22 protein-coding genes are annotated in these 24,366 nt (G+C 72.4%); 14 read left to right on the top strand and 8 right to left on the bottom strand.

Annotated elements, in window-relative coordinates; translation table 11 throughout:
- From V6U81_RS26510 to rny, 6 genes are all read left to right on the top strand, one after another.
- On the top strand, positions 1 to 682 hold a 682-nt coding region (locus V6U81_RS26510), incomplete at its 5' end, for an MFS transporter (RefSeq protein ID WP_334493225.1).
- A 4-nt stretch (positions 683 to 686) separates the two neighbouring features.
- The gene (locus tag V6U81_RS26515; RefSeq protein WP_334493228.1) at positions 687 to 887 is read left to right on the top strand and encodes a DUF3046 domain-containing protein; all 201 of its coding nucleotides are present in this window, start codon (positions 687 to 689) and stop codon (positions 885 to 887) included.
- Between the two features lie 184 nt (positions 888 to 1,071).
- Positions 1,072 to 2,118 (top strand): recombinase RecA, encoded by a 1,047-nt coding sequence (gene recA / locus V6U81_RS26520; RefSeq protein ID WP_088963361.1) that lies wholly within the window; start codon positions 1,072 to 1,074, stop codon positions 2,116 to 2,118.
- A 14-nt stretch (positions 2,119 to 2,132) separates the two neighbouring features.
- Positions 2,133 to 2,837 (top strand): regulatory protein RecX, encoded by a 705-nt coding sequence (locus tag V6U81_RS26525; protein ID WP_334493233.1) that lies wholly within the window; start codon positions 2,133 to 2,135, stop codon positions 2,835 to 2,837.
- 9 nt (positions 2,838 to 2,846) lie between these two features.
- Positions 2,847 to 3,584 carry a 3-keto-5-aminohexanoate cleavage protein gene (locus V6U81_RS26530; protein WP_334493236.1) on the top strand — a complete coding sequence of 246 codons (738 nt, stop codon included), beginning with the start codon at positions 2,847 to 2,849 and terminating at the stop codon, positions 3,582 to 3,584.
- 881 nt (positions 3,585 to 4,465) lie between these two features.
- The gene (gene rny / locus V6U81_RS26535) at positions 4,466 to 6,232 is read left to right on the top strand and encodes a ribonuclease Y (protein WP_334493239.1); all 1,767 of its coding nucleotides are present in this window, start codon (positions 4,466 to 4,468) and stop codon (positions 6,230 to 6,232) included.
- A gap of 61 nt (positions 6,233 to 6,293) precedes the next feature.
- Here the strand turns inward: rny and V6U81_RS26540 are convergent, their stop codons facing one another.
- The 4 genes from V6U81_RS26540 to V6U81_RS26555 are packed head-to-tail and all read right to left on the bottom strand — an operon-like array spanning position 6,294 to position 9,702.
- A complete protein-coding gene (locus tag V6U81_RS26540; protein ID WP_334493241.1) occupies positions 6,294 to 7,265 on the bottom strand; it encodes an amino acid ABC transporter permease in 972 nt (323 codons plus the stop codon).
- On the bottom strand, positions 7,262 to 7,969 hold the full coding sequence (locus tag V6U81_RS26545; RefSeq protein WP_334493244.1) for an amino acid ABC transporter permease: 708 nt from the start codon (positions 7,967 to 7,969) through the stop codon (positions 7,262 to 7,264). The genes V6U81_RS26540 and V6U81_RS26545 overlap by 4 nt, the downstream gene beginning before the upstream one ends.
- 39 nt (positions 7,970 to 8,008) lie before the next feature.
- Complete coding sequence (locus tag V6U81_RS26550; protein WP_334493247.1) at positions 8,009 to 8,887, bottom strand: glutamate ABC transporter substrate-binding protein; 879 nt, start codon at positions 8,885 to 8,887, stop codon at positions 8,009 to 8,011.
- 59 nt (positions 8,888 to 8,946) lie between these two features.
- Positions 8,947 to 9,702 (bottom strand): amino acid ABC transporter ATP-binding protein, encoded by a 756-nt coding sequence (locus V6U81_RS26555; protein WP_334493249.1) that lies wholly within the window; start codon positions 9,700 to 9,702, stop codon positions 8,947 to 8,949.
- Positions 9,703 to 9,899: 197 nt separating this feature from the next.
- Here V6U81_RS26555 and selD point away from each other — a divergent pair, with 197 nt between their 5' ends.
- Both selD and V6U81_RS26565 read left to right on the top strand, forming a co-directional pair.
- Positions 9,900 to 10,889, top strand: a complete 990-nt coding sequence (gene selD / locus V6U81_RS26560; RefSeq protein ID WP_334493252.1) for a selenide, water dikinase SelD — start codon at positions 9,900 to 9,902, stop codon at positions 10,887 to 10,889.
- Positions 10,890 to 11,100: 211 nt separating this feature from the next.
- Entirely contained in the window at positions 11,101 to 11,580 is a 480-nt protein-coding gene (locus V6U81_RS26565) for a hypothetical protein (RefSeq protein WP_334493255.1), read from the top strand.
- Between the two features lie 107 nt (positions 11,581 to 11,687).
- Here the strand turns inward: V6U81_RS26565 and V6U81_RS26570 are convergent, their stop codons facing one another.
- Entirely contained in the window at positions 11,688 to 11,930 is a 243-nt protein-coding gene (locus V6U81_RS26570; protein WP_334493258.1) for a DUF2277 family protein, read from the bottom strand.
- Between the two features lie 132 nt (positions 11,931 to 12,062).
- On the opposite strand from V6U81_RS26570, the gene miaB reads away from it, so the two are divergent.
- Positions 12,063 to 13,610, top strand: coding sequence for a tRNA (N6-isopentenyl adenosine(37)-C2)-methylthiotransferase MiaB (gene miaB / locus V6U81_RS26575; protein WP_334493260.1), 1,548 nt, complete (start codon positions 12,063 to 12,065; stop codon positions 13,608 to 13,610).
- 78 nt (positions 13,611 to 13,688) lie between these two features.
- Here miaB and V6U81_RS26580 read toward each other — a convergent pair whose 3' ends face one another.
- Positions 13,689 to 15,317 carry a cellulase family glycosylhydrolase gene (locus V6U81_RS26580; RefSeq protein ID WP_334493263.1) on the bottom strand — a complete coding sequence of 543 codons (1,629 nt, stop codon included), beginning with the start codon at positions 15,315 to 15,317 and terminating at the stop codon, positions 13,689 to 13,691.
- Between the two features lie 326 nt (positions 15,318 to 15,643).
- Positions 15,644 to 16,852: a DUF349 domain-containing protein gene (locus tag V6U81_RS26585; RefSeq protein ID WP_334493266.1), complete on the bottom strand. Its 1,209-nt coding sequence runs from the start codon at positions 16,850 to 16,852 to the stop codon at positions 15,644 to 15,646.
- A gap of 152 nt (positions 16,853 to 17,004) precedes the next feature.
- Here V6U81_RS26585 and V6U81_RS26590 point away from each other — a divergent pair, with 152 nt between their 5' ends.
- The 3 genes from V6U81_RS26590 to dapF are packed head-to-tail and all read left to right on the top strand — an operon-like array spanning position 17,005 to position 19,542.
- Positions 17,005 to 17,781, top strand: a complete 777-nt coding sequence (locus V6U81_RS26590; RefSeq protein ID WP_334493269.1) for a class III extradiol ring-cleavage dioxygenase family protein — start codon at positions 17,005 to 17,007, stop codon at positions 17,779 to 17,781.
- Positions 17,664 to 18,689, top strand: coding sequence for a tRNA (adenosine(37)-N6)-dimethylallyltransferase MiaA (miaA, locus tag V6U81_RS26595; protein WP_334493281.1), 1,026 nt, complete (start codon positions 17,664 to 17,666; stop codon positions 18,687 to 18,689). The genes V6U81_RS26590 and miaA overlap by 118 nt, the downstream gene beginning before the upstream one ends.
- Positions 18,690 to 18,696: 7 nt before the next feature.
- Positions 18,697 to 19,542, top strand: coding sequence for a diaminopimelate epimerase (gene dapF, locus V6U81_RS26600; RefSeq protein ID WP_334493271.1), 846 nt, complete (start codon positions 18,697 to 18,699; stop codon positions 19,540 to 19,542).
- A gap of 253 nt (positions 19,543 to 19,795) precedes the next feature.
- Here the strand turns inward: dapF and V6U81_RS26605 are convergent, their stop codons facing one another.
- The gene (locus V6U81_RS26605) at positions 19,796 to 21,268 is read right to left on the bottom strand and encodes an NAD-dependent malic enzyme (protein ID WP_334493274.1); all 1,473 of its coding nucleotides are present in this window, start codon (positions 21,266 to 21,268) and stop codon (positions 19,796 to 19,798) included.
- Positions 21,269 to 21,444: 176 nt separating this feature from the next.
- On the opposite strand from V6U81_RS26605, the gene hflX reads away from it, so the two are divergent.
- The gene (gene hflX / locus V6U81_RS26610) at positions 21,445 to 22,896 is read left to right on the top strand and encodes a GTPase HflX (RefSeq protein WP_334493276.1); all 1,452 of its coding nucleotides are present in this window, start codon (positions 21,445 to 21,447) and stop codon (positions 22,894 to 22,896) included.
- 50 nt (positions 22,897 to 22,946) lie between these two features.
- Positions 22,947 to 24,366, top strand: a 1,420-nt coding sequence (locus V6U81_RS26615; protein WP_334493278.1) for a hypothetical protein, incomplete at its 3' end; no start/stop codon positions are given.

Consider the following 24,366-nt stretch of genomic DNA (forward strand, 5'->3'; position numbering starts at 1 on the left):
GGTCGCCGCCGGGCCGGACCTCACCCCGCCGGCGGAGGCGGTGGCCGCAGTGGCGCCGCCGGCCCGGCGCGGCACGGGGATGCGGGCGGCCCGGCGGGTGGTACGCGAGCGGCCCGGCGCCCGGCTCGGCATCGCCGCGGTCGCGGTGGGCCACCTGGTGATGGTCGCGGTGATGTCGATGACCCCGGTACGCCTCGGCGAGTCGCACTCCGACGCCGACGTGCTGCGGGTGGTGGGGCTGGTGCTGAGCCTGCACATCGCCGGCATGTACGCGCTCTCCCCGCTGGTGGGCTGGCTCACCGACCGGTGGGGGCGCCGCGCCGTCATCCTGGGCGGGGTCGGGACGCTGCTGGCCGCGTGCGCGGTCGCCGGGACCGCCGGGCACCACACCGCCCGACTCTCGGTCGGCCTGGTCCTGCTCGGGCTGGGCTGGTCCGGCACCATGGTGGCCGGCTCCACGCTGCTGTCGGAGTCGGTGCCAGCGGCCGTGCGGCCCAGCGTGCAGGGGCTCTCCGACCTGGTGATGGGGCTGGCCGGGGCCGGGGCGGCCGCGCTGAGCGGGTTTGTCATGCGGGCGGCGGGTTATCCGACCCTCACCCTGCTGGCGGCGATCGCGGTGGTGCCCCTGGTGGCGCTAGCGTTGCGGCCGGTGCCGCGCAGGGCACCCGACGAGGAGGAATGATCACGTGCGGCTGACCGACTTCTGGGCCCGGTTGGAGGAGGCGTTCGGCCCCGGCTACGCGGCCAGCATCGCCCGCGACCAGGTGCTCTCCCAGCTCGGCGGCCGGACCATCGAGCAGGCGTTGAGATCGGGTGAGCAGACCCACGTGGTCTGGCGCGCGGTCTGTGCCGCCTACCCCGACCGGGTGCCCGCGCGGCTGCGCTGAGCAGCCGGTTCCCCGGTTCCGCGTGTCGCTTACCGAGTCGTACACCTGTTCGGCTATTGTCCACAGCGGGGTGCTCGTCCACAGCTCACGGCCCGTCGGCTGGTTTTCTGTCGGACCCAGCGCCTAGCGTGTCCGCGTGACGCGAAGCTCAGGAAAGACGCCGGCGAAGGCAGGGGTGGCAAACATGGCCGCAGGGCCCGATCGAGAGAAGGCACTCGACCTTGCTCTCGCTCAGATCGACAAGCAGTTCGGCAAGGGTTCGGTGATGCGGCTGGGCGAGCGGCCGGTCATCCAGACCTCGGTGATCCCCACCGGCTCGATCGCCCTCGATGTGGCGCTCGGCGTGGGCGGTCTGCCCCGCGGCAGGGTCGTCGAGATCTACGGTCCCGAATCCAGCGGTAAGACCACGGTCGCCCTGCATGCGGTGGCCAACGCCCAGCGGGCCGGCGGCATCGCCGCCTTCATCGACGCCGAGCACGCGCTCGACCCGGATTACGCGAAGGCCCTCGGCGTCGACACCGACGCCCTGCTGGTCTCCCAGCCGGACACCGGCGAGCAGGCGCTGGAGATCACGGACATGCTGGTCCGCTCCGGCGCGATCGACATCGTCGTGATCGACTCGGTGGCGGCCCTGGTGCCGCGCGCCGAGATCGAGGGCGAGATGGGCGACAGCCACGTGGGTCTGCAGGCCCGGCTGATGAGCCAGGCGCTGCGGAAGATCACCGGTGTGCTCAACAACACCGGCACCACGGCGATCTTCATCAACCAGCTCCGCGAGAAGATCGGCGTGATGTTCGGCAGCCCGGAGACCACCACCGGTGGTCGAGCGCTGAAGTTCTACGCCTCGGTCCGGCTCGACGTGCGCCGCATCGAGAGCCTCAAGGACGGCACCGACGTGGTCGGTAACCGCACCCGGGTCAAGGTCGTGAAGAACAAGGTCGCCGCGCCGTTCAAGCAGGCCGAGTTCGACATCATGTACGGCAAGGGCATCTCCCGCGAGGGCTCGCTGATCGACGTCGGCGTGGAGCAGGCGATCATCCGCAAGTCCGGCGCCTGGTACACCTACGACGGTGACCAGCTGGGCCAGGGCAAGGAGAAGGCCCGGGAGTTCCTCAAGGAGAACCCGGACGTGGCCGCCGAGATCGAGAAGAAGATCCTGGAGAAGCTCGGCGTCGGGGTCGGCGCGGGCGACGCCGCCGGTGGCCCCGAGCTGCCGCCGGTCGACTTCTGATCGGCCGCCGGTAAGTGGCCGGACGACGCGCCCGTACGGGGCGAGGCTGGGACGCCAGCCCACCCCGTACGGGTGACGGCACCGACGCGCCCCGACCCCGTCGCGGTGGCCGCCGGGGCCGTGCCGACGAGACCGATCCCGAGGCGACGACCCCGGCGCCCCCGCGCGACGAGGCCGAGGTGGCCCGGGAGATCTGCCTGCGGCAGCTGGCGGTCCGCCCGCGCACCCGGGCCGAGCTGGCCGGCGCGCTGACCAAGCGGGGCATCTCCGACGAGGTGTCGGCCGAGGTCCTCGACCGGTACGACGAGGTCGGCATCATCGACGACGCCGCCTTCGCGCGCGCCTGGATCTCCAGCCGCCACACCGGCCGGGGCCTGGCCCGCCGGGCGCTCGCCAACGAGCTGCGCCAGCGCGGGGTGGACGGCGAGATCGCCAGCGAGGCCCTCGGCGAGCTGGACGAGGAGACCGAGGCGGAGACGGCACGCGCCCTGGTGGAGCGGAAGCTGCGTTCCGCCCGCGGCGAGCCCGACGCGGTGTTCCGCCGGCTGGTGGGGATGCTCGCCCGCAAGGGCTACCCGCCGGGCGTGGCGATCCGGGCGGTCAAGGACGCGCTCGCCGCGCAGAGCGCCGAGGCCGCCGAGTTCGCCGACCAGATCGACGCCGACGCCCTCGCCGACGCCGAGGGCGAGCTCGACCGGGACGGTCGTGGAGCCGGGTGAGCCACGGTCGTGGCGGTCAGCCGGCACCGGGGTGACGAGCCGGTGCTGAAGGCGTGCCTCAACGGCGGCCGGAGCCGGTGGGAGCACCGCGCCGTGCCGGTCACCCCGGATCAGCTCGCCGCCGACGCGGCCCGCTGCGCCGATCTCGGCGTGGCGGCGGTGCACCTGCATCCCCGCGACGACGCCGGCGACGAGTCGCTGGCCCCGGCGGTGGTCGCCGGGGCGCTGACCGCGCTGCGGGCCCTCCGGCCGGGGCTTCCGGTCGGGGTGACCACCGGTGCCTGGGTCGAGCCGGACCCGGCCGCCCGGGTGGCGGCCGTCCGCGCCTGGCCGGTGCTGCCCGATTTCACCTCGGTCAACGTGCACGAGGAGGGAGCTGAGGCGGTCGCCGCCGCGCTGCACGGGCGGGGAATTCTGGTCGAGGCCGGCCTCTGGACGGTCGACGCCGCCCGGGCGTGGCGCGGCTGGCGGGTGCCGGCAGGGCGGGTCCTGGTCGAGTGCACCCCCGACGACCCGACGGCGGCGCTGGCGGACGCCGCGGCCATCCTCGCCGTCCTCGACGCCGACGGCCCGCCGGTGCTGCTGCACGGCGAGGGGCGGGCCGCCTGGCCGGTGCTCGCCGAGGCGGTACGCCGGGGCCTGGACACCCGGATCGGCCTGGAGGACACCCTGCACCTGCCGGACGGCAGCCCCGCACCCGACAACGCCGCCCTGGTCGAGGCCGCCGTCGCCCTCGGCGCCACCTGACCCCCGCGCGCCCGCACCCGCGTGCCGCCGGGCACCGGGCCGCGTAGGAAGGTGCGCCCGTCGGGGCGGGCGCGGACGTGCCGCCGGGTATCCGCCTGCCGCCGGGCCCCGTGTGCCGCCGGCACCCCTCGGAAGGCGCCGGCAACATCGCGCTCGTTCCGGGATGTAGTGGCCTCCGACACGTGACGATGCCACTACATCCAGGAACGAGGGTGATCTTGCAAGGCCGACCTCGCGGCCCGTCTGCCGGCGGGCGCGGCGCTGGGCGCGGCGGCGGTGCTGCTGAGCAGGTCCGGAAGCCGACTCATCGATCTTCGGCGCGGACCGTTTGTCCGCTCCTGTCCGGCATGCCTTCACCAACGGGTGACGGCACAACTTCTCTCCGTTCGGGGGGTTTGATCATGAGTTCTTGACCGAACGGCCCCCGGCGACCTAGCCTCGCCATACAGGCTCACGTTGCCCGACCAGCGCAGGCTAAGCGCACAACATAGATCTCGTAACAGAACAGCATCACTTTGGCCAGCTCCACCGGCCTTTGACGGCAGCTCCGGACAGCCGGTCCGGGGCCGTTCCGACAACTGCACCCGGATGTCGGCGTTGCCCCGCGAGGGCACCGCCGGCGGAGAGCCATACCCCACGGCCAGCCGCTCGGTCGGGCATCCAGAGCCGCAGAGGTTCGTGCCCTGCGGCACGGTCCCCTGCGGCGTCGACGTTCAGGGGGAGGCGGCCATGGCGGGGCGGCACAGGGACCAGTGGTCCCGAGGGGGTGTCGACGGGCGCGGTGCCGTCGTCGGCATCCGGCGGTGCGCGACGGCCGTGCGGCAATGCTCGACCCTCACCCGGCAGCCGGCCATCGCCGGCCGGGGCGCCGGAGTTCCGGCATGAGCCCCTTCGACGTGGTGCTGCTGGTGGCGGTGCTGGTGCTCGCCGCGGTGGTGGTGGGCGCCGTGCTCTTCGGCGTCCGCGCGCTGCGCAGCTTCGGCGCGGCCCCGGCCCCGGAGGACCCGGCCTTCATCGCCGAGAAGGACCGCCAGGAGCAGTCCCTCGCCGCGCTGCGGACCGCCGCCGACGAGGTGAACAGCACCATCGACGTGGCGAAGTCGGCCGCGTCCGCCGCCCGCGCCGAGGCGGCCGGTGCCAAGGCCGAGGCGAAGGCGGCCCGGGCCGAGGCGGGTCGGGTGCTCGACGACGCCCGCGCCGAGGCCGACACCATCCTGGAACGGGCCCACAAGCAGGCCGAGGCCGACGCCGAGCAGTTGCGGGCCAGCGCCCGGCGCAGCGGCGAGCGGGAGGTCGCCGTGCTCGCCGCGACGACCCGGGAGCAGGCCGCCGAGGTGGAACGCCGGGCCGCCCGGATGGACGAGCGGGAGCGGCTGCACACCGAGGAGGTCGAGCGGCTCGCCGAGCGGGAGCGGCAGCTCACCTCGGCCAGCGCGGCGCTGGCCGAGCGGGAGGCGGCGGTGACCGAGCGGGAGGTCGAGCTGACCCTGGCCGAGGAGCGGCGCCGGCGCGAACTGGAACGGGTCGCCGGGCTCACCGCCGACGCCGCCCGGGCCGAGCTGATCGAGGCGATCGAGACCCAGGCGAAGCGGGAAGCGGCGCTGCTGGTGCGGGACATCGAGTCGGACGCCCGCAACACCGCCGAACAGCGCGCCCGGCACATCGTGGTGGACGCCATCCAGCGGGTGGCGAGCGAGCAGACCGCGGAGAGCGTGGTCAGCGTCCTGCACCTGCCCGGTGACGAGATGAAGGGCCGGATCATCGGCCGGGAGGGGCGCAACATCCGCGCCTTCGAGTCGGTGACCGGGGTGAACCTGATCATCGACGACACCCCCGAGGCGGTGCTGCTCTCCTGCTTCGACCCGGTCCGCCGCGAGGTCGGCCGGCTCACCCTGGAGAAGCTGGTCCTCGACGGCCGGATCCACCCGCACCGGATCGAGGAGGTCTACGAGCTGGCCCGCGAGGAGGTGGAGGAGCTCTGCCACCGGGCCGCCGAGGACGCCCTCGTCGAGGTGGGCATCACCGAGATCCACCCGGAGCTGGTCACCCTGCTCGGCCGGCTGCGGTACCGAACGTCGTACGGGCAGAACGTGCTCAAGCACCTGGTGGAGACCGCGCACATCGCCGGGATCATGGCCGCCGAGCTGCGACTGGACGTGCCCACCATCAAGCGGTCGGCGTTCCTGCACGACATCGGCAAGGCGCTCACCCACGAGGTGGAGGGCAGTCACGCCATCATCGGCGCCGACCTGGCCCGCAAGTACGGCGAGAGCGAGGACGTCGTGCACGCCATCGAGGCGCACCACAACGAGGTGCCGCCGCAGACCATCGAGGCCGTGCTCACCCAGGCGTCGGACGCCTGTTCCGGCGGCCGGCCGGGCGCGCGGCGGGAGAGCCTGGAGGCGTACGTCAAGCGGCTGGAGCGGATCGAGGAGATCGCGGCCGGCAAGCTCGGCGTGGAGAAGGTCTTCGCCATGCAGGCCGGCCGGGAGATCCGGGTGATGGTCAAGCCGGACGACGTGGACGACATCGGCGCGGCGGTGCTGGCCCGGGACGTGGCCAAGCAGATCGAGGAGGAGCTGACCTACCCCGGTCAGATCCGGGTGACGGTGGTCCGCGAGTCCCGGGTCACCGAGATCGCCCGCTGACGGGGTAAGGCACGGAAAGGGCCGGCCCGCGAGGGCCGGCCCTTTCGTCGTACGCCGGAGGTCAGATACCGCTGCCGGCGCCCTCGGCCTGCGCGGTGAGCGCGGCCGGGGGCGGGTTCTGCGCCGGCGTGCCGGCGGTCTTGCGGCCCCGGGAGAGCCGGCGCTGGACGTACTGGGCGAGCTTCGACAGCGAGTAGTTCACCGTGATGAAGAGCGCCGCGATCACCACGTACACCTGGATCGGGTTGCCCAGCACGCCGATGATCTGCTTGCCGATGTTCAGGGTCTCCTCGTAGCTGATGATGAAGCCCAGCGAGGTGTCCTTGAGCACCACGACCAGCTGGCTGATCAGCGCCGGCAGCATGATCCGGAAGGCCTGCGGCAGGAGGATCATCCGGGTGGTCTGCGCCGGGGAGAGTCCGATCGCGGCGGCGGCCTCCGCCTGCCCGCCGGGCAGCCCCTCCATGCCGGAGCGGAGGATCTCGGCGATGACCACCGAGTTGTAGACGGTCAGACCGATGACCAGGTACCAGAGGTTGTCGAAGGAGATGCCGAACTCGGGGAAGCCGCGCGCGACGAAGAAGATGGTGAGCACCACCGGCAGGCCGCGGAACACCTCGACGCAGACCCGGGTGACCGCGGAGAGCAGCACGCTCAGTCCGCGCAGCAGGTACGCCAGCGGCGTGGCCAGCCCGGTGAACCGGCGCCGGGTCAGGCTCTTGAGCTGGATCCGCAGCACCGCGAGCACGGTGCCGACCACCAGCGAGGAGACGATGGCCAGCGCGGCGGCGATCAGGGTGTTCTTGAAGCCGAGGCCGATCCGGTCCCAGACCAGGGGGAAGTTCTCGTTCGAGGGGTCGACCAGCGGCCCCCAGAGCTCCATCGAGAACTGGCCCTTGGCGTCCAGCGGCCGGTAGATCAGGAGGTACGCCGCGACCAGCAGCACCACCGTGGCGACCAGGCTGGTGATCAGGGTGATCCGGCGCTGGCGGGGACCGGGGACGTCGTAGAGGACGCTGGTCTGCTGACTCATCGGGCCACCGCCTGTCGCTTCTCGATCCGGTCGAGCAGGGCACCGAGCGGCACGGTCATGATCAGGTAGCCGATCGAGATGCCGATGGCGACCGGGATGAAGGCGTACCCCTCGGCGGAGGTGAGCTGGTCGGCGCTCTGCGAGAGATCGCCGACCACCCCGAAGAAGCCGACCAGGGCCGAGTTCTTGATCATCGCGATGATCACCGAGCCGAGCGGCACGATCGAGGCCTTCCAGGACTGCGGCAGCACCACGTGGCGCAGGTTCTGCCCGAAGGTCAGGCCCAGCGATCGGGCCGCCTCGGCCTGACCGGCCGGCACCGCGTTCACCCCGGACCGCAGCGCCTCGCAGACGAACGCCGCGGTGTAGAGCACCAGCGCGATCAGCGCGAACCGGAAATACGGCAGGTCCGTGTCGAGCCGGCTGAACACCGCGTCCAGGCCGGGGACGCGCAGGAAATCAGCGTTGGAGCCGAGTACCGGCAGACCGAACGCGGCGAAGAACATCACCACGGTCAGTGGCATGTTCCGGAAGACGTTCACGTATCCGGTGCCGATCGCGCGCAGCGGCGGCACCGGCGAGATGCGGAGCACCGCCACGACGGCACCCAGGATCAGGGCGCCGATCGCGGCGAGCACGCAGATCTGGAGGGTGAGCCAGAAACCGCCCGCAAAGACGTCGAACTTGTCGATGAGCACATTCACGGGTCGGTGTTCCTCCCCACCCTCCAGATCGAGGTCAGATCAGTAGCGGTTGATGGTCGGCGGGGTGCCCAGCTCCGCGCCGAACTTGCCCGCGGTGTCGTCCCACGCCTTCTTCCAGCGACCGTCCGAGATCGCCTTCTCCAGGATGTCGTTGATGAAGGTCCGGAACGCGGTGTCGTCCTTCTTCACGCCGATGCCGTACGGCTCCTTGGTGAAGTTGTCGCCGGCCAGCTTGAACGACGCCTCGTCCTTGGCGATGTAGCCGAGCAGGATCACGTTGTCCGTGGTGACGGCGTTGACCTGGCCGCCCTTGAGGGCGTCGCGGCACTTGTCGTAGGTGTCGAAGAGCACCAGCTGGGTGCCGACGTCCTTGACGTACTTCTTGATGTTCTCGGCCGGGGTCGAGCCGGTGACCGAGCAGACCTTCTTGGTGCCGTCCTTGAAGGAGTCCGGCCCGGTGATGGTGGTGTCGTCCTTCTTGACCAGGATGTTCTGGCCGGCCTCGTAGTACGGCCCAGCGAAGGCGATCCGCTCCTTGCGCTTGTCGTTGATCGTGTAGGTCGCCGCGACCAGGTCGACGCTGCCGTCGATGATCTTGTCTTCACGGACCTTCGACGGCGTCTCGACGTACTCGATCTTGTCCTCGGGGATGCCGAGCTCCTTGACGATGATCTTCGCGATCTCGACGTCGAAGCCCTCCGGCTTGCCCGACAGGCCCTTCTGACCGAAGCCCGGCTGGTCGAACTTGGTGCCGACCTTGATCTTCTGGGCCTTGTTGAGCTTCTCCATGGTGCTGCCGGCGGCGAAGGACTTGCTGCCGGCGCCGGTGCCCTCGTCGGCGTCATCGCCGCCGCAGGCGGCCATGCCGAGCGCCAGGGTCGCGGCCGCGGCGAGCGCGGCTACGCGCTTCATACGCATACTCAATCTCCTTCTTCGACGGAGCCGCCGGACAGCGGCGCGCTCCACACAACGGACGCTCAGTGCGTGAGGATCTTGGAGAGGAAGTCGCGGGCCCGCTCGCTGCGGGGGTTCGCGAAGAACTCGGCGGGCGGGGCGTCCTCGACGAGTTGGCCGTCGGCCATGAAGATGACCCGGTTCGCGGCGTGCCGGGCGAAGCCCATCTCGTGGGTCACCACGACCATCGTCATGCCCTCACTGGCCAGCGAGGTCATCACGTCCAGCACCTCGCCGACCATCTCCGGGTCGAGCGCGCTGGTCGGCTCGTCGAAGAGCATCGCCTTGGGCTGCATGGCCAGCGCGCGGGCGATCGCCGCCCGCTGCTGCTGGCCGCCGGAGAGCTGGGCCGGGTACTTCTCGGCCTGGTTGGCGATGCCGACCCGGTCGAGCAGCGCCAGGCCGCGCTCGCGGGCGACGGCCGGCTTCTCCTTGCGGACCTTCACCGGCCCGAGGGTGACGTTCTCGAGGATCGTCTTGTGCGCGAACAGGTTGAACGACTGGAAGACCATGCCGACCTCGCTGCGCAGCTTCGCCAGCGCCTTGCCCTCGGCGGGCAGCGGCTGCCCGTCGAAGGTGATGGTGCCCGAGTTGATCGGTTCGAGGCGGTTGATCGCCCGGCAGAGCGTCGACTTGCCGGAACCCGAGGGGCCGATCACGACGACGACCTCGCCCTTGCCGACGGAGAGTGACACGTCGTCGAGCACGTGGAGTGGGCCGAACCACTTGTTGACCCCGTCCAGCACGATGAGCGGTTCGCCCGTCGTCACGTCGTCCACCGTCCCTGTGGTCGTTGCGGAAACGGGGTCGTGGACCCCCGGTTGTGGGCAACTGTAGGCGGGGTGACATGGCGGAACGCAACTCAGTGGGTCACGGAGCGGTAACACCGGTCCCGCAGATCGCCGAGAGTCCGAATTCCGTCCCGCTCAGGCCCCCTTGAGTGGCGGCGGTGACATTTCGCGGAGATCATGTGGGGATGACGGATCGCTTCCGGCTGACGGATCACGCCCGGGGCGGCGGCTGCGCCTGCAAGATCCCGCCCGGCGAGCTGGAGGCGATGGTGGCCGGGCTCGGTCCGGCCACCGGCACCGCCGAACTGCTGGTCGGGCTGGAGAACGGCGACGACGCCGCGGTGGTCCGGCTGGACGAGCGGACCGGCCTGGTCACCACCGCCGACTTCTTCACCCCGGTGGTGGACGACGCGTACGACTGGGGTCGCATCGCCGCCGCGAACGCGCTCTCCGACGTGTACGCGATGGGCGGCACCCCGCTGGTCGCCCTCAACCTGCTCTGCTGGCCGCGGGAGACGCTGCCGTTGGAGCTGGCCCGCGAGGTGCTGCGCGGCGGTCAGGACGTCGCCCGCGCGGCCGGCTGCCACCTCGCCGGCGGGCACAGCGTCGACGACGACGGCCCGAAGTACGGGCTCGCGGTCACCGGGCTGGTCCGCCCGGACGAGCTGATCACGCTGGACGCCGGGCGCGCCGGGCTGCCGCTGTCGCTGACCAAGCCGCTCGGCGTGGGGGTGCTGAACACCCGGCACAAGGCCACCGGCGAGGTCTTCGCCGAGGCGGTCGCCGCGATGACCACACTCAACCGGGACGCCGCCCGGGCCGCGGTCGCCGCCGGCATCCGCTGCGGCACCGACGTCACCGGATTCGGGCTGCTCGGGCACGCCAGCAAGCTGGCCCGGGCCAGCCGGCTCACCGTCGCGATCGACGCCGCCCGGGTGCCGTACCTGGCCGGCGCGCGGGAGGCCGTCCGGGACGGGTACGTCAGCGGCGGCACCCGGCGGAACCGGGACTGGGTCTCCCCGTGGACCGACTTCGGGTCGATCCCGGAGGCGGACCGGCTGCTGCTGGCCGACGCGCAGACCTCCGGCGGCCTGCTGGTCGCCGGCGAGGTGCCCGGCGGCACGGTGATCGGTGAGCTGCTGCCGCGCGGGGAGTCGATGGTCGTGGTGCGCTGACCCGGGCGGGCCGGGCGTGGGGTCCGCCGAACGGGCACCATACCCGATAAACTGTCACCTTCCCGCCACTCCGAGCAACGGCGCTCGGGGAAATTTGGCCCGTAATGGTCACAGACCGGTAACTTGCCCCCGGCTGAGGTCATATGCCCTCCACCATCGTCAGTAAGGCCCGATCCGGAGGCTGGTGGGACGAACGCAGCGAGGAGGCGGCGTGACCGAGCTGTGGAACTGGAGAATCGACCGGGTGGCCCCCGTGGAGGTCTACCCGGCGCTGGCCGAGGCCCTCGGCCGGGTGGTGATGCCCCTCGCCGTGGCCGATCCGGCGCGGCTGCCCACGTACGCGGTGATCTGCGACGTCTGGGAGGCGCCGGGGGAGTTCGGCACGATGGTCGACTGCTACGGGGTCCCCGAGCGGCTCAACGAGCGCAGCAGCATCGCCGCCCTGGCCCGGCTGCTCGACCGCAACTGCCTGCTCACCGACGACACCCTCGACGCCGGGCGGCACCTGCTGGTCGCCCCGGACGGCACCATCCGGCCGGTGCACTTCGACGTCACCGAGACCGACGACGGCGAGGTGCTCAGCAACCAGCGGCTCTGCACCGAGGCGCACCCCGGCTGCCGGGGCTGGTCCCGGTGCCACCGGTCCCGCTGGGCCCCCGACTCGGTGAACCCGGCCCTGGCCGCGGCCTGACCGTTGCGCGGCCACGCCGGCCGGCCGCGCTCGACCGCATCCCGCGTGGCGCGGGCCGGCTGCGGCCCGTGCCACCGCTCCCGGCCGTCGGCCGGCCCGGTCGACGGTCAGGCCGGTGCGGAGCCCCGACCGCCTGCCGGCTGGCCGCCCCGGACCACCAACTGGTCGAGCAGGGTCGCGGTGGCGGCGGCGACCGCCCGCACCGCCTCGTCGAAGGCCGCGGCGTTGTGCGCGGCGGGCGCCCGGAACCCCGAGATCTTCCGGACGTACTGCAACGCGGCGGCGTCGATGTCCGCCGGGGTCACCTCGGGCACGTACGGCTCACGCAGCGTCTTGATGCTCCGGCACATCTCTCCTCCTGAGGTCGGCGACTCCGACCAACGATGCCATCAGTGCCCCGCTCCGCGCCGCCCTCGGCGCGGGGCTCGGCCCGACCGGCGGGGCCGCTACCCTGGTAGCCCGAGGAAAGGGGCGCCGAGCAGGTGGCTAGGACCTACAACGTCGTGACGTACGGCTGCCAGATGAACGTGCACGACTCCGAGCGCATCTCCGGTCTGCTGGAGCAGGCCGGCTACGTCCGCGCGGCCGGGATGGACGACGACCCCGACGTGGTGGTGTTCAACACCTGCGCGGTCCGGGAGAACGCCGACAACCGGCTCTACGGCAACCTCGGCCGCCTGCGTCCCGCGAAGAACCAGCGCCCCGGCATGCAGATTGCCGTCGGCGGCTGCCTGGCCCAGAAGGACCGCGGCGACATCGTCCGCAAGGCGCCGTGGGTGGACGTGGTCTTCGGCACCCACAACATCGGCTCGCTGCCGGTGCTCCTGGAGCGGGCCCGGCACAACGCTGCCGCCGAGGTGGAGATCCTCGAGTCCCTCGACGTCTTCCCCTCCACCCTGCCGACCCGGCGCGAGTCGACGTACGCCGGCTGGGTGTCGATCTCGGTGGGCTGCAACAACACCTGCACCTTCTGCATCGTGCCCAGCCTGCGCGGCAAGGAGAAGGACCGGCGCCCCGGCGACATCCTCTCCGAGGTGCGCGCCCTGGTCGACGAGGGCGTGCTGGAGGTGACCCTGCTCGGGCAGAACGTCAACTCCTACGGGGTGGCGTTCGGCGACGCTGGCGAGCCGAACTGGAAGCGCAGTGGTGGCCGGTCGGCATTCGCCGAGCTGCTGCGGGCCTGTGGCGACATCGACGGGCTGGAGCGGGTCCGGTTCACCAGCCCGCACCCGAAGGACTTCACCGACGACGTGATCGCCGCGATGGCCGAGACGCCGAACGTCTGCCACTCGCTGCACATGCCGTTGCAGTCCGGCTCGGACGACGTGCTGAAGGCGATGCGCCGGTCGTACCGGTCGGAGAAGTACCTGGGGATCATCGAGAAGGTCCGGGCGGCGATGCCGGACGCGGCGATCACCACCGACATCATCGTCGGCTTCCCCGGCGAGACCGAGGCCGACTTCCAGCGCACCCTGGACGTGGTCCGCGAGGCCCGGTTCTCCTCGGCGTTCACCTTCCAGTACTCGAAGCGTCCCGGCACCCCGGCCGCCACCATGGACGACCAACTGCCCAAGCAGGTGGTGCAGGAACGCTACGACCGGCTGATCGCCACGGTGGAGGAGATCACCTGGGCGGAGAACAAGCGCCTGGTGGGGGAGACCGTCGAGGTGCTGGTCGCCGTCGGCGAGGGGCGCAAGGACGAGCGCACCGGCCGGATGTCCGGCCGCGCCCGCGACGGCCGCCTGATCCACTTCGCGACGGGCGGAGCCGGAGCGAACGGCCAGCGCGGCGACGCCGGCTCGTTCGCGGGGTCGATCCGCCCCGGCGACATCGTGCACACCACCGTCACGTACGCCGCCCCGCACCACCTCAACGCCGACGGCGAGCCGCTGTCGCACCGGCGTACCCGGGCCGGTGACGCCGCCGAGGCTGGCCGCTCCCCGCGTACCCCCGGGGTGCTGCTCGGGCTGCCCACGATCGGCGCGCCGCCGGCGGCGCCCGCGGCGACGGGTGGCTGCGCGGCGCACTGACCGCACCGCCGACGGCCGGGACCTCCGCGGGGAGGCCCCGGCCGTCGCCCGGGCCCGTCGCCGACCGGGCCCGGAGTCTCAGCAGGCGGTGCCGTTGAGCTTCACCGTGCCCGGCGTGGTGGCCGCGCCGTTCGCGGTGAAGCCGATCGTCACCGACGCGCCCGGAGCGAGGGCCCTCGCCCAGTCGGGGGCGGCCGCGGTGACCGTCGTGCCGGACTGCGTCACGGTGGCGTTCCAGCCGCTGGCCAGGGTCACCCCGGCGGGCCAGCTCCAGGTGACCGACCACGGGTTCGGCGTGCCGGTGCCGGTGTTCTTCACGCTCAGCTCGCCCTGGAAGCCGCCCTGCCAGGCGTTGACCTGCTGGTAGCCGGCCGTGCAGGCGCCGGTCGGCACCGGGTCGCCGGTGGGTGAGCCGGTCGGGGTCGGGGTCGGCGAGCCGGTCGGCGTCGGCGACGGGTTGCCGCCGCCCCCGCCCACGGGGGCGATCAGGTACGGCTGGAGGATCGCCTGCTTGGCGGTGTTGATGCTGGTCCAGTCGTCCAGGGCGATGCCGCCGGTGTCACCGGAGTTCGGGTTCCACGACCAGTAGGTGAAGGACATCCCGTTCACCCCGCTGCCGGTGTAGGCCATCAGGTTCTCCAGCCAGACCTTGTCCTTCGGGTCCTGCAGCGTGGTGCCGAACTCACCCATCATGATCGGGGCGACGTTCTGCTTGTAGAGGTAACCCCAGTACTTGTCCCAGATGGCCGGCATGTTCGCCGGGTAGGACGGGTCGTCGAACCAGGCCTGGTGGTAGACCGAGGTGGCGTACTCGTGCGGCGAGTAGACCAGCCGGTTCGCCACGTTCAGCCGGACCGGGAACTGCCCGGCCTTCGACAGGTTGCCGCCCCACCAGCCGCAGTCCTCGTCGTTGCTGGGGTCGCCGTCCCAGACGTTCGACAGGCCGCCGCTGGGGCAGCTCACCCCCTCCACGAAGATCAGCCAGTTGGGCTGCACGCCGAGGATCGCGTTGCCGGCGCGCTCGGCGGCCAGCCGCCAGTCCCGGGCGGTGTCCCCGCAACCCCAGCAGGCGCCGGTGGCGGCCGGGTTGGTGCCCTCGGCGTGCGGCTCGTTGTGCAGGTCGGCGCCGATCACGGTCGGGTTGCCCGCGTACCGCTGGGCGAGCATCTTCCAGTCGTTGATCCAGGTCGCCTCGGAGACGGTCGAGGTGTACCAGAGCGGCGACTGCCCGGCCGCGGTGGGCCGGTGCCGGTCCAGGATGACCCGCATCCCCTTGCCCCCGGCGTAGTCGATCACCTTGTCCAGGATCTGCAGCGGGGAGAGCCCGACCAGGTCCGGGTTGACGTAGTCGTTGATCCCGCTCGCGGTGGCGCCCGGCTTCAGCGCGTCGTTCGAGTAGGGGATGCGCAGGGTGTTGTAGCCCAGGCTGGCCATTTTGTCGAGTTGCCCCCGCCACGGGTTGCTGGACCACAGGCCGTGGAAGGTCTTGTTGTCGGTCTCCATGCCGAACCAGTTGATGCCGGTCAGCCGGACCGTGGCGCCGGCCCTGTCCACGATCTTGCTGCCGCTGGTGTGCAGGTAGCCGGTGCCGGTGCCGCCGGTGGCGGCGGCGGCCGGGGTGGTGCTGACGGCGGCGGCGGCGAGGACGCCGGCCGCGGCGGTGGCGAGCGCGGTCAGCGCGCCGCCGAGGGCGGTGGGTCGGTGCATGCGAGCTCCACTTCGGATGCCCCGGCGCCGCGACGGCGACGCGGGGAAGGACCGGGGGCGGCCCGCCCGCACGTCACGCTTCTATTCGAGTACGCGGACAGTGCGCGACGGGACACGTCACGAAGGACGCGTCCACTCGCGTGCAGCACCGCCGACTGCCGACGGCGGTGTGCTCCGTCGGTGCCCTCGCCCCGGTGCCCGACCTGGCTCTGCCGCTCATTCTGATCAGCCCACCTCGATGCGTCAACCAGCCCACGGGAAGTAGCGCGGGGCGCGAAAGCCCCCGCTCCCGAGGTGGGAGCGGGGGCTTTCGGAACGCGTGCGCGTCAGCCGGCCCGCTCGGCGAGCTGGAGGAACTGCCGCTTCGAGGCGAGCGCCTGCTCGGCCTCCTTGATCCGGCGGGCATCCCCGGCGGCCTGCGCCCGGGCCAGCCGCTCCTCGGCCTCGGCCACCTGCGACCGCATCTGCGCGAGCAGCGGGTTGTCCTCCTTGGTGGTGCGCCGCCAGGCCGAGTCCATGACCTCGCGGACCTTGTCGTCGACGGCCCGCAGCCGGCGCTCCAGCCCGGCGGCGGCCTCCCGCGGCACCCGGCCGGCCTCGTGCCACTGCGCCTGGATCTCCCGCAGCTTGGCCTGCGCGCCCTTCGGGTCACCGTCGACGTCCAGCGCCTCGGCCTCGACGATCAGGGCCTGCTTGCGCTCCAGGTTGGCCTTCTGCTCGTTGTCCCGCGCCGAGAAGACCTCACTGCGCCGGCTGAAGAACGCGTCCTGGGCGGCCCGGAACCGTTCCCAGAGCTTCTGCTCCGCCTCCTTGGAGGCGCGGGGCGCGGCCTTCCACTGGTTCATCAGGTCCTTGAGCTGGTTGGCGGTGGCCGCCCAGTCGGTGGACTCGCGCAGCTTCTCGGCCTCGGCGACCAGCTCCTCCTTGACCGTCTGCGCCTGCTTGCGCTGCTGGTCGAGGGAGGCGAAGTGGGCGCCCCGGCGCCGGGTGAAACCGTCCCGGGCCGCCGCGAACCGCTTCCACAGCTCGCCGTCGGCCTTCTTGTCGACGCCGCGGATGGTCTTCCACTCGTCGAGGATCTCCTTGAGCCGGTCCCCGGCGGTCTTCCAGCCGGTCGACTCGGCGGCCAGCTTCTCGGCCTCCTCGACCAGGGCGGTCTTGCGGGCCAGCGCCTCGACCCGGGCCGCGTCCTTGGCGGCGCGCGCCTCACCGGCCTTCTCCTCGGCGACCACGGCGAGCTTGTCCAGCCGCGCGGCCAGCGCGTCGATGTCGCCGACCACGTGCGCCTCGTTCAGCGAGGCGCGGATCCGACGGATCGTCGTCAGTGAGTGGCCGGCGTCCGCCGCGCCCGAGTTGAGCCGGGCCTCGGTCAGGTCCACCTCGGTCACCAGGTCGGCGAAGCGCCGGGCGAAGTGGGCCAGCCCCTCCTCCGGGGCTCCCGCCTGCCAGGATCCGACCACCCGCTCGCCCTCGGTGGTCTTGACGTACACGGTGCCGTCCGCGTCCACCCGTCCGAAGGCAGTCCAGTCGCTCATGTGCCCATCCTCGTTCTCCCGGCGTCGACGGGAGGGTCCCCGCGATCGCCGCCACGGCGCAGCAAAGTTACTTCCGGCATTGTCACAGGTCCGCCCCCGTCCGCGTCGAGCGCCTGTCGCCGACCGTGACCATACGGTGTCCTACCGCCCGAATGGCCGGATCGGCGGGGAGACGCACCGGCGCGTCCGGCTACGGTGAACCCGTGTCTCTGGTCGCCGCTGCCGTCTGTCCCCATCCGCCGCTGATCGTTCCGGAGCTTGCCGGCGCCGCCGCGCCGGAGCTGGACGACCTCCGCGCCGCCGCGGACGCCGCCGTCGCCGGGCTCCTCGAGACGGGGCCGGAGAGCCTGGTGGTGGTCGCCGGGAACGCCCGGGGCGCCGAGTACTTCTCGCCCTTCCGGGGCTCCTTCACGCCCTGGGGGCTGCCGCTGGAGGTGCGTCTGGCCGACCGGCCCGACGGCCCCGACGAGGGCGACCCGCTTCCGCTCGGCCTCCTGGTGGGCGCCTGGCTGCTGAGGCGCGCGCCCGAGCCCACCGGCCGGACGTACCGGATGATGACCGTCGCCGACGACGAGCCGGTGGCCGGGTGCCGGGCGCTGGGGGAGCGGATCGGGTCGGACCGGCCCTGGGCGCTGCTGGTGATGGGGGACGGGTCGGCCTGCCGCGGCCAGAAGTCGCCGGGCTACGACGACCCGCGCGCCGGGGCGTACGACGAGGGGGTGGCCCGGGCCCTGGCCGCCGCGGACGCCGAGGCGCTGCTCGGCCTTGACCCGGGGCTGTCGGCGGAGCTGCGGGTGGCCGGGCGGGCCCCCTGGCAGGTGCTGGCCGGCGCGGTCCGGGCGGCCGGCGGGGACTGGCGGGGCGAGCTGAGCTACGCCGACGCCCCCTACGGCGTTTCCTACTTCGTGGCGAACTGGAGACCGGCGTGACCGGCGTGGTCGTGGCGGTGGTCGGGCCGACCGCCGCTGGCAAGTCGGCGTTGAGCATCGCGCTGGCGCACGCGCTCGGCGGCGAGGTGGTCAACGCCGACTCGATGCAGCTCTACCGGGGCCTGGACATCGGCACCGCCAAGCTCACCCACGCCGAACGGGACGGCGTGCCGCACCACCTGCTGGACATCTGGGAGGTGACCGAGCCGGCCAGCGTCGCCGAGTACCAGCGGCTGGCCCGGAAGGCGGTCGACGACATCCTGGCCCGGGGGAGGGTGCCGCTGCTGGTCGGCGGCTCCGGGCTGTACGTGCGGGCGGTGCTGGAGCAGTTCGAGTTCCCCGGCACCGATCCGCTGGTGCGGGAGCGGCTGGAGGCGGAGCTGGCCGCGGTCGGCCCGGCCCCGCTGCACGCCCGGCTGCGCGCGGCCGACCCGGTGGCGGCGGAGGGGATCCTGCCCGGCAACGGCCGGCGGATCGTCCGGGCGCTGGAGGTGATCGAGCTGACCGGCCAGCCGTTCACCGCGTCGCTGCCCGAGCCGACGCCGTACTACCCGTCGGTGCAGCTCGGTGTCGACCTGGACACGGCGCTGTTGGACGAGCGGATCGCGCTGCGGGTGGACCGGATGTGGGCCGACGGCCTGGTCGCCGAGACCCGCGAGCTGGTCGGCCGGGGGCTGCCCGAGGGGCGGACGGCCAGTCGGGCGCTCGGCTACCAGCAGGTGCTGCGTTTCCTGGCCGGGGAGCTGACGGAGGCCGAGGCGCACGACGAGACGATCCGGGCCACCCGGCGGTTCGTCCGCCGGCAGCGCTCCTGGTTCCGCCGGGATCCGCGGATCCACTGGCTCGACTCGGCCTCGCCGGCGTTTGTCGACACTGCGCTGCGACTGGTCGCCGACCATCGGCGATGATGGGGGCGTGGAGTTCACCAAGGGCCACGGCACCGGCAACGATTTCGTCATCCTGCCCGACCCGGACGGGGCGCTCGACCTGACGCCCGGCCTGGTCGCCGCGATCTGTGACCGGCGGCGCGGCGTCGGCGGGGACGGCGTGCTGCGGGTGGTCCGTGCGGCCAAGCATCCGGACGGGGCCGCCCTCGCGGGCGAGGCCGAGTGGTTCATGGACTACTGGAACTCCGACGGCTCGTTCGCCGAGATGTGCGGCAACGGCGCCCGGGTCTTCGTCCGCTACCTGCTGGAGACCGGGCTGGCGACGCCGGCTGGCGCGGCGCTGCCGGTGGCCACCCGGGCCGGCGTCGTGCGCGCGCGGGTCGAGGGCGAGACCATCGCCGTCGAGATGCAACGCCCTCGGGTGTACGACGCGTCGACCGCGACCCTGGGCGGGCTGACCCTGACCGGGTCGGCGGTGGACGTCGGCAACCCGCACCTGGTCTGCGCCCTGCCCGCCGGCCTCGACCTGACCGCCCTGGACCTGACCCGCGCCCCCGACTTCGACGCCGCGCTCTTCCCGGCCGGGGTGAACGTCGAGTTCACCGCCCCCGGCGAGCCGGTCGCCGGGGTGGACGGGCACGTGCTGATGCGGGTCTACGAGCGCGGCTCGGCCGAGACGCTCTCCTGCGGCACCGGCGCCTGCGCGGTCGGCGCGGTGGCCCTGCGTGACGCGGCCCGGGACACCGGCACGGTCGCCGTCGACGTCCCCGGCGGTCGCCTCACCGTCACGGTGACGGAGGACTCCTGCTGGCTCTCCGGCCCCGCGGTCCTGGTCGCCACCGGCGAGCTCACCCCCGCGGCGTTCCTGCCCTGACCCGCCCCGTCCCGTCCCAACCCGTCCCCGTCGCGAGGGGACCGGAAGCGCAACCCTGTCCGGCACGCTTTGCTCTGCTGCAGCGGGCGCAACACCCGATGTCCGGATAGCGGACGTCGGGTGTTGCCGTGGCGTCAGCAGAGCAAAGCGTGCCAACCCTTGGGGTCCGACCCCAGCGGTCATCATGAGGTCGGCCGGTCGGGTGCGTTTCTTGTCGCTTGAGCGACAAGAAACGCACCCGGAGGCGGGTGGATCAGGGGGTGGCGGAGGCGTTGGCGGCGATCTCGGGGAGGTCGGCCGGGCCGGGGTCGGCGGCCGGGCGGGGGGTGGCCGCCGGGTTCTGCGCCGCGGCGCGGACCGCCGCCGCCACGGCCGGGGCGACCCGGGAGTCGAAGACGCTCGGCACGATCACCGTCGGGTTGATCTTGTCCTCGCCGACCACGTCGGCGATGGCCCGGGCGGCGGCGATCGCCATCTCCTCGGTGAACTCCTCGGCGTGCGCGTCGAGCATGCCGCGGAAGACGCCGGGGAAGGCGAGCACGTTGTTGATCTGGTTCGGCTGGTCGGAGCGGCCGGTGGCGACCACCGCGGCGTGCTTGCGGGCCTCCCGGGGGTCGACCTCCGGGTCCGGGTTGGCCAGCGCGAAGACGATCGAGTCCTTCGCCATGGTGGCGATGTCGTCCCCGGTGAGCAGGTTCGGCGCGCTCACCCCGATGAAGACGTCCGCGCCGCGCACCGCGCCCGGCAGGTCGCCGGAGTAGTTCTCCTTGTTGGTGTTCTCGGCCAGCCACCGCCAGGCCGGGTTCAGGTCGGCCAGGCCGCGGTGCAGGGCGCCCCGGCGGTCGTACGCGATGATGTCGCCCACGCCCTGGCGTAGCAGCAGCTTCATGATCGCGGTGCCGGCCGCGCCGGCGCCGGAGACGACCACCCGGACGTCCGAGAGCTGCTTGCCCACGACGCGCAGCGCGTTGGTCAGCGCGGCCAGCACGCAGATGGCGGTGCCGTGCTGGTCGTCGTGGAAGACCGGGATGTCCAGCGCCTCGCGCAGCCGGGCCTCGATCTCGAAGCAGCGCGGCGCGGCGATGTCCTCCAGGTTGATCCCGCCGTACGCCGGCGCGATCGCCTTGACGATCGCGACGATCTCGTCGGTGTCCTGGGTGTCGAGCACTACCGGCCAGGCGTCCACCCCGCCGAAGCGCTTGAACAGCGCCGCCTTGCCCTCCATCACCGGCAGCGAGGCCGCCGGCCCGAGGTTGCCCAGGCCCAGCACGGCCGAGCCGTCGCTGACCACCGCGACCGTGTTGCGCTTGATGGTCAGCCGCCGGGCATCGGCCGGGTTCTCCGCGATGGCCATGCAGACCCGGGCCACCCCCGGGGTGTACGCCCGGGACAGCTCGTCGCGGGTGCGCAGGCCGACCTTGGAGGTGACCTCGATCTTGCCACCGAGGTGCAGCAGGAACGTCCGGTCGGAGACCTTGCGGACGTCCACCCCGTCGAGCGCGGTCAGCGCGTCGACCACCTGGTCGGCGTGGCCGGTGTCGGCGGTGTCGCAGGTCAGGTCGACGATCACGCTGGTCGGGTCGGAGTCGACCACGTCCAGCGCGGTGACGATCGCGCCGGCCTCGCCGACGGCGGTGGTGAGCCGCCCGATGGAGGAGGCGTCCGCAGTCACCGCGATCCGGATGGTGATCGAGAATCCTGCACTCGGCAGGCGGGTGATGGCCACGGGAAGTTCCTCCGTCATCGCTGAGCGGCTCGCTCCGCATTTCTACTCGCTCGCCGAGGTCGGCCGGCATCCACCCCCGCTTTTCCGCCGGTCGAGGGTGGGCATATAGCAGGTGCGCGGCGCGTTGCTACATGTCAGGATTGCTTCCTTAGCGTCAAAACGGACAGGAGACCAGTTTGCGAGACCAGGAGAGCTTCGTGCCCTTCGAGGACGAGGAGCTCGATGCCACCACCGGCGAGATGGAACTGTCGGAGCGGCAGTCGCTGCGGCGGGTCCCCGGCCTCAGCACCGAACTCACCGATGTCACCGAGGTCGAGTACCGGCAGCTGCGCCTGGAGCGGGTGGTCCTGGTGGGCGTCTGGACCGAGGGCACGCAGAGCGACGCCGACAACTCCCTGACCGAGCTCGCGGCGCTGGCCGAGACGGCCGGCTCGCAGGTGCTCGAGGGGCTGATCCAGCGGCGCAACCGGCCCGACCCGGCCACCTACATCGGCCGGGGCAAGGTCGACGACCTGGGCGCGATGGTGCTGGCCACCGGCGCCGACACGGTGATCTGCGACGGTGAACTCTCCCCGTCCCAGCTCCGCAACCTGGAGCAGCGCACCAAGGTCAAGGTGGTCGACCGCACCGCGCTGATCCTCGACATCTTCGCCCAGCACGCCAAGAGCAAGGAAGGTAAGGCGCAGGTTGAGCTGGCTCAGCTCGAATACCTGCTGCCGCGCCTGCGCGGTTGGGGTGAGACGTTGTCCCGGCAGGCCGGTGGTTCCGGTCGCGGCGGCGGCGCCGGCGGCGGCGTGGGTCTGCGTGGTCCCGGTGAGACCAAGCTGGAGACCGACCGGCGCCGGATTCGCACCCGCATTTCCCGGCTGCGCCGGGAGATCAAGGGCATGAAGACGGTACGCCAGACCAAGCGCGCCCGCCGTACCCGTAACGCGGTCCCAGCGGTGGCGATCGCCGGCTACACCAACGCCGGCAAGTCGAGCCTGCTCAACCGGCTCACCGGCGCCGGAGTGCTGGTGGAGAACGCGCTCTTCGCCACCCTGGATCCGACCACCCGCAAGGCCACCACCTCCGACGGGCGGCTCTACACCCTCTCCGACACCGTCGGGTTCGTCCGGCACCTGCCGCACCAGATCGTCGAGGCGTTCCGCTCGACGCTGGAGGAGGTCGCCGAGTCCGACCTGGTGGTGCACGTGGTCGACGGCACCCACCCCGACCCGGAGGAGCAGGTTCGCGCGGTCCGCGAGGTGCTCTCCGAGGTGGGCGCCGACCGGCTGCCCGAGCTGCTGGTGATCAACAAGACCGACGCGGCCGACGAGGAGACCCTGCTGCGGCTCAAGCGGATCTGGCCGGACGCCGTCTTCGTCTCCGCCTACAACGGTCGGGGGCTCGACGGGCTGCGCCAGGCCATCGAGGAGCGGCTGCCCCGCCCCGCGGTGGAGGTGCGCGCCGTGCTGCCGTACGACCGTGGTGACCTGGTCGCCCGGCTGCACCGGCAGGGTGAGGTGCTGAGCACCGCCCACCTGCCGGAGGGGACCCTGCTGCACGTACGGGTCTCCGAGGCGATCGCCGCCGAGCTGGCGCCGTTCGCCGCGTCCGAGCAGCAGGCGGTCGGCGCCGCCCGCTGAAGCGCTCCCGGGGCACCTTCGCCGCGTGCCCGGCATGCGACACTGGCGGAATGCGCCGCGCTGTTTCCTCGGTCACGGTAGCCCTCGGCCTGCTGGGGGCTACCGTGGCATCCGCCGGTGTCGCCCTCGCGGCACCCACCTCGTCCGCTCCCGTGACCCCGGGCAAGAAGCGGTGCACGATCGAGGATCCGCGGCTGCGCGAGCTCTCCGGGCTGGTGGCCACCAAGACCGGCTACATCGTGATCAACGACGGCACCCTGCAGGAGAGCCGTAAGAAGGTCTTCTTCCTCGACACCAAGTGTCAGATCGCCAAGGATCCGGTCCGCTACTCCGGTTCCGGCCCGTTCGACACCGAGGATCTCGCGCTCTCCCCGGACGGCAACACGCTCTGGATCGCCGACATCGGCGACAACGTGACCAGCAAGGAGCGGCGCCCCCGGATCGCGGTGTGGAGCATGACGGTCACCGGGGCCAAGCAGCCGGTGCTGCACCGGATGTCGTACCCGGAGGGCAAGCCGCACGACGCCGAGGCGCTGCTGATCGGGGCCAACGGCCTGCCGCTGGTGATCACCAAGGTGCCCAGCGGCAAGGCGGAGATCTACAGCCCGCAGGGGAAGCTGCCCAGCGGCGACACCGACCCGGTGCCGATGAAGAAGGTCGGCGAGATCACCCTGCCGAAGACCACCACCGAGAACCCGCTGAACATCATCGGCCGGGTCGCCATCACCGGCGCCGCCCGCTCCCCGGACGGCAGCAAGGTGGTGCTGCGCACCTACGCGGACGCCTTCGAGTACGACGTGACGGGTGGCGACGTCCTCGCGGCGCTCACCACCGCCACGCCCCGGGTCACCCCGCTGGCCGACCCGTTCGGCGAGGCCATCTCCTACACCCCGGACGGCCGCTCCTTCGTCACCGTCTCCGACGGCGGCGAGCTCTCCGAGGACGAGCCGATCGACATCCTCGCCTACACCCCGTCGACCAAGGGCGCGGACGGCCCCGAGGGCGCCGCCAAGGCGCCCAAGCCGGTGGCCGAGAAGTCCTGGACCGACGGGCTCAGCCTGGACCAGATCACCTACCTGATCGGGGCGATCGGCGTGCTGGGCGCGCTGCTGGTCGGCGCCGGTGTCTTCGGGATCCTCCGCTCCCGGCGCAACCCGCCACCGGGCGACGACGACCGCGACGCGCTCGACCGTCCGGGCCGGGACGACCCGTTCTCCTCCGGCGCCCTCGGTCGCCCGGAGGACGGCTTCGGCGACGGTCCCGGTGCGGACCGGCCGCGGGGCGGCGTCTACGGCGGCGCGCCGGCGGGTAGCGGCGTCTACGGCGCTCCGGGGGGCGCGAACGGCGTACCCGGGCGACCGGCGCCCGGTAGCGGGGTCTACGGCGGTGGCCGCCCGCCCGGCGGTGTGGCGGCGCCCGGCGGTGGCCGCCCGGCCGGTGGTGGCGTGTACGGCGGCGGCGAAGTCGGGT

The organism is Micromonospora lacuserhaii (assembly GCF_036902735.1).
GTDB lineage: Bacteria > Actinomycetota > Actinomycetes > Mycobacteriales > Micromonosporaceae > Micromonospora.

Bases quoted from the DNA above. Each gene is read 5' to 3' on its own strand.
- recA (WP_088963361.1), top strand. From the start codon at position 1,072: ATGGCCGCAGGGCCCGATCGAGAGAAGGCACTCGACCTTGCTCTCGCT.
- rny (WP_334493239.1), top strand. From the start codon at position 4,466: ATGAGCCCCTTCGACGTGGTGCTGCTGGTGGCGGTGCTGGTGCTCGCC.
- V6U81_RS26550 (WP_334493247.1), bottom strand. From the start codon at position 8,887: ATGCGTATGAAGCGCGTAGCCGCGCTCGCCGCGGCCGCGACCCTGGCG.
- V6U81_RS26540 (WP_334493241.1), bottom strand. From the start codon at position 7,265: ATGAGTCAGCAGACCAGCGTCCTCTACGACGTCCCCGGTCCCCGCCAG.
- V6U81_RS26585 (WP_334493266.1), bottom strand. From the start codon at position 16,852: ATGAGCGACTGGACTGCCTTCGGACGGGTGGACGCGGACGGCACCGTG.
- V6U81_RS26570 (WP_334493258.1), bottom strand. From the start codon at position 11,930: ATGTGCCGGAGCATCAAGACGCTGCGTGAGCCGTACGTGCCCGAGGTG.
- V6U81_RS26590 (WP_334493269.1), top strand. From the start codon at position 17,005: ATGGCCGGATCGGCGGGGAGACGCACCGGCGCGTCCGGCTACGGTGAA.
- V6U81_RS26580 (WP_334493263.1), bottom strand. From the start codon at position 15,317: ATGCACCGACCCACCGCCCTCGGCGGCGCGCTGACCGCGCTCGCCACC.
- selD (WP_334493252.1), top strand. From the start codon at position 9,900: ATGACGGATCGCTTCCGGCTGACGGATCACGCCCGGGGCGGCGGCTGC.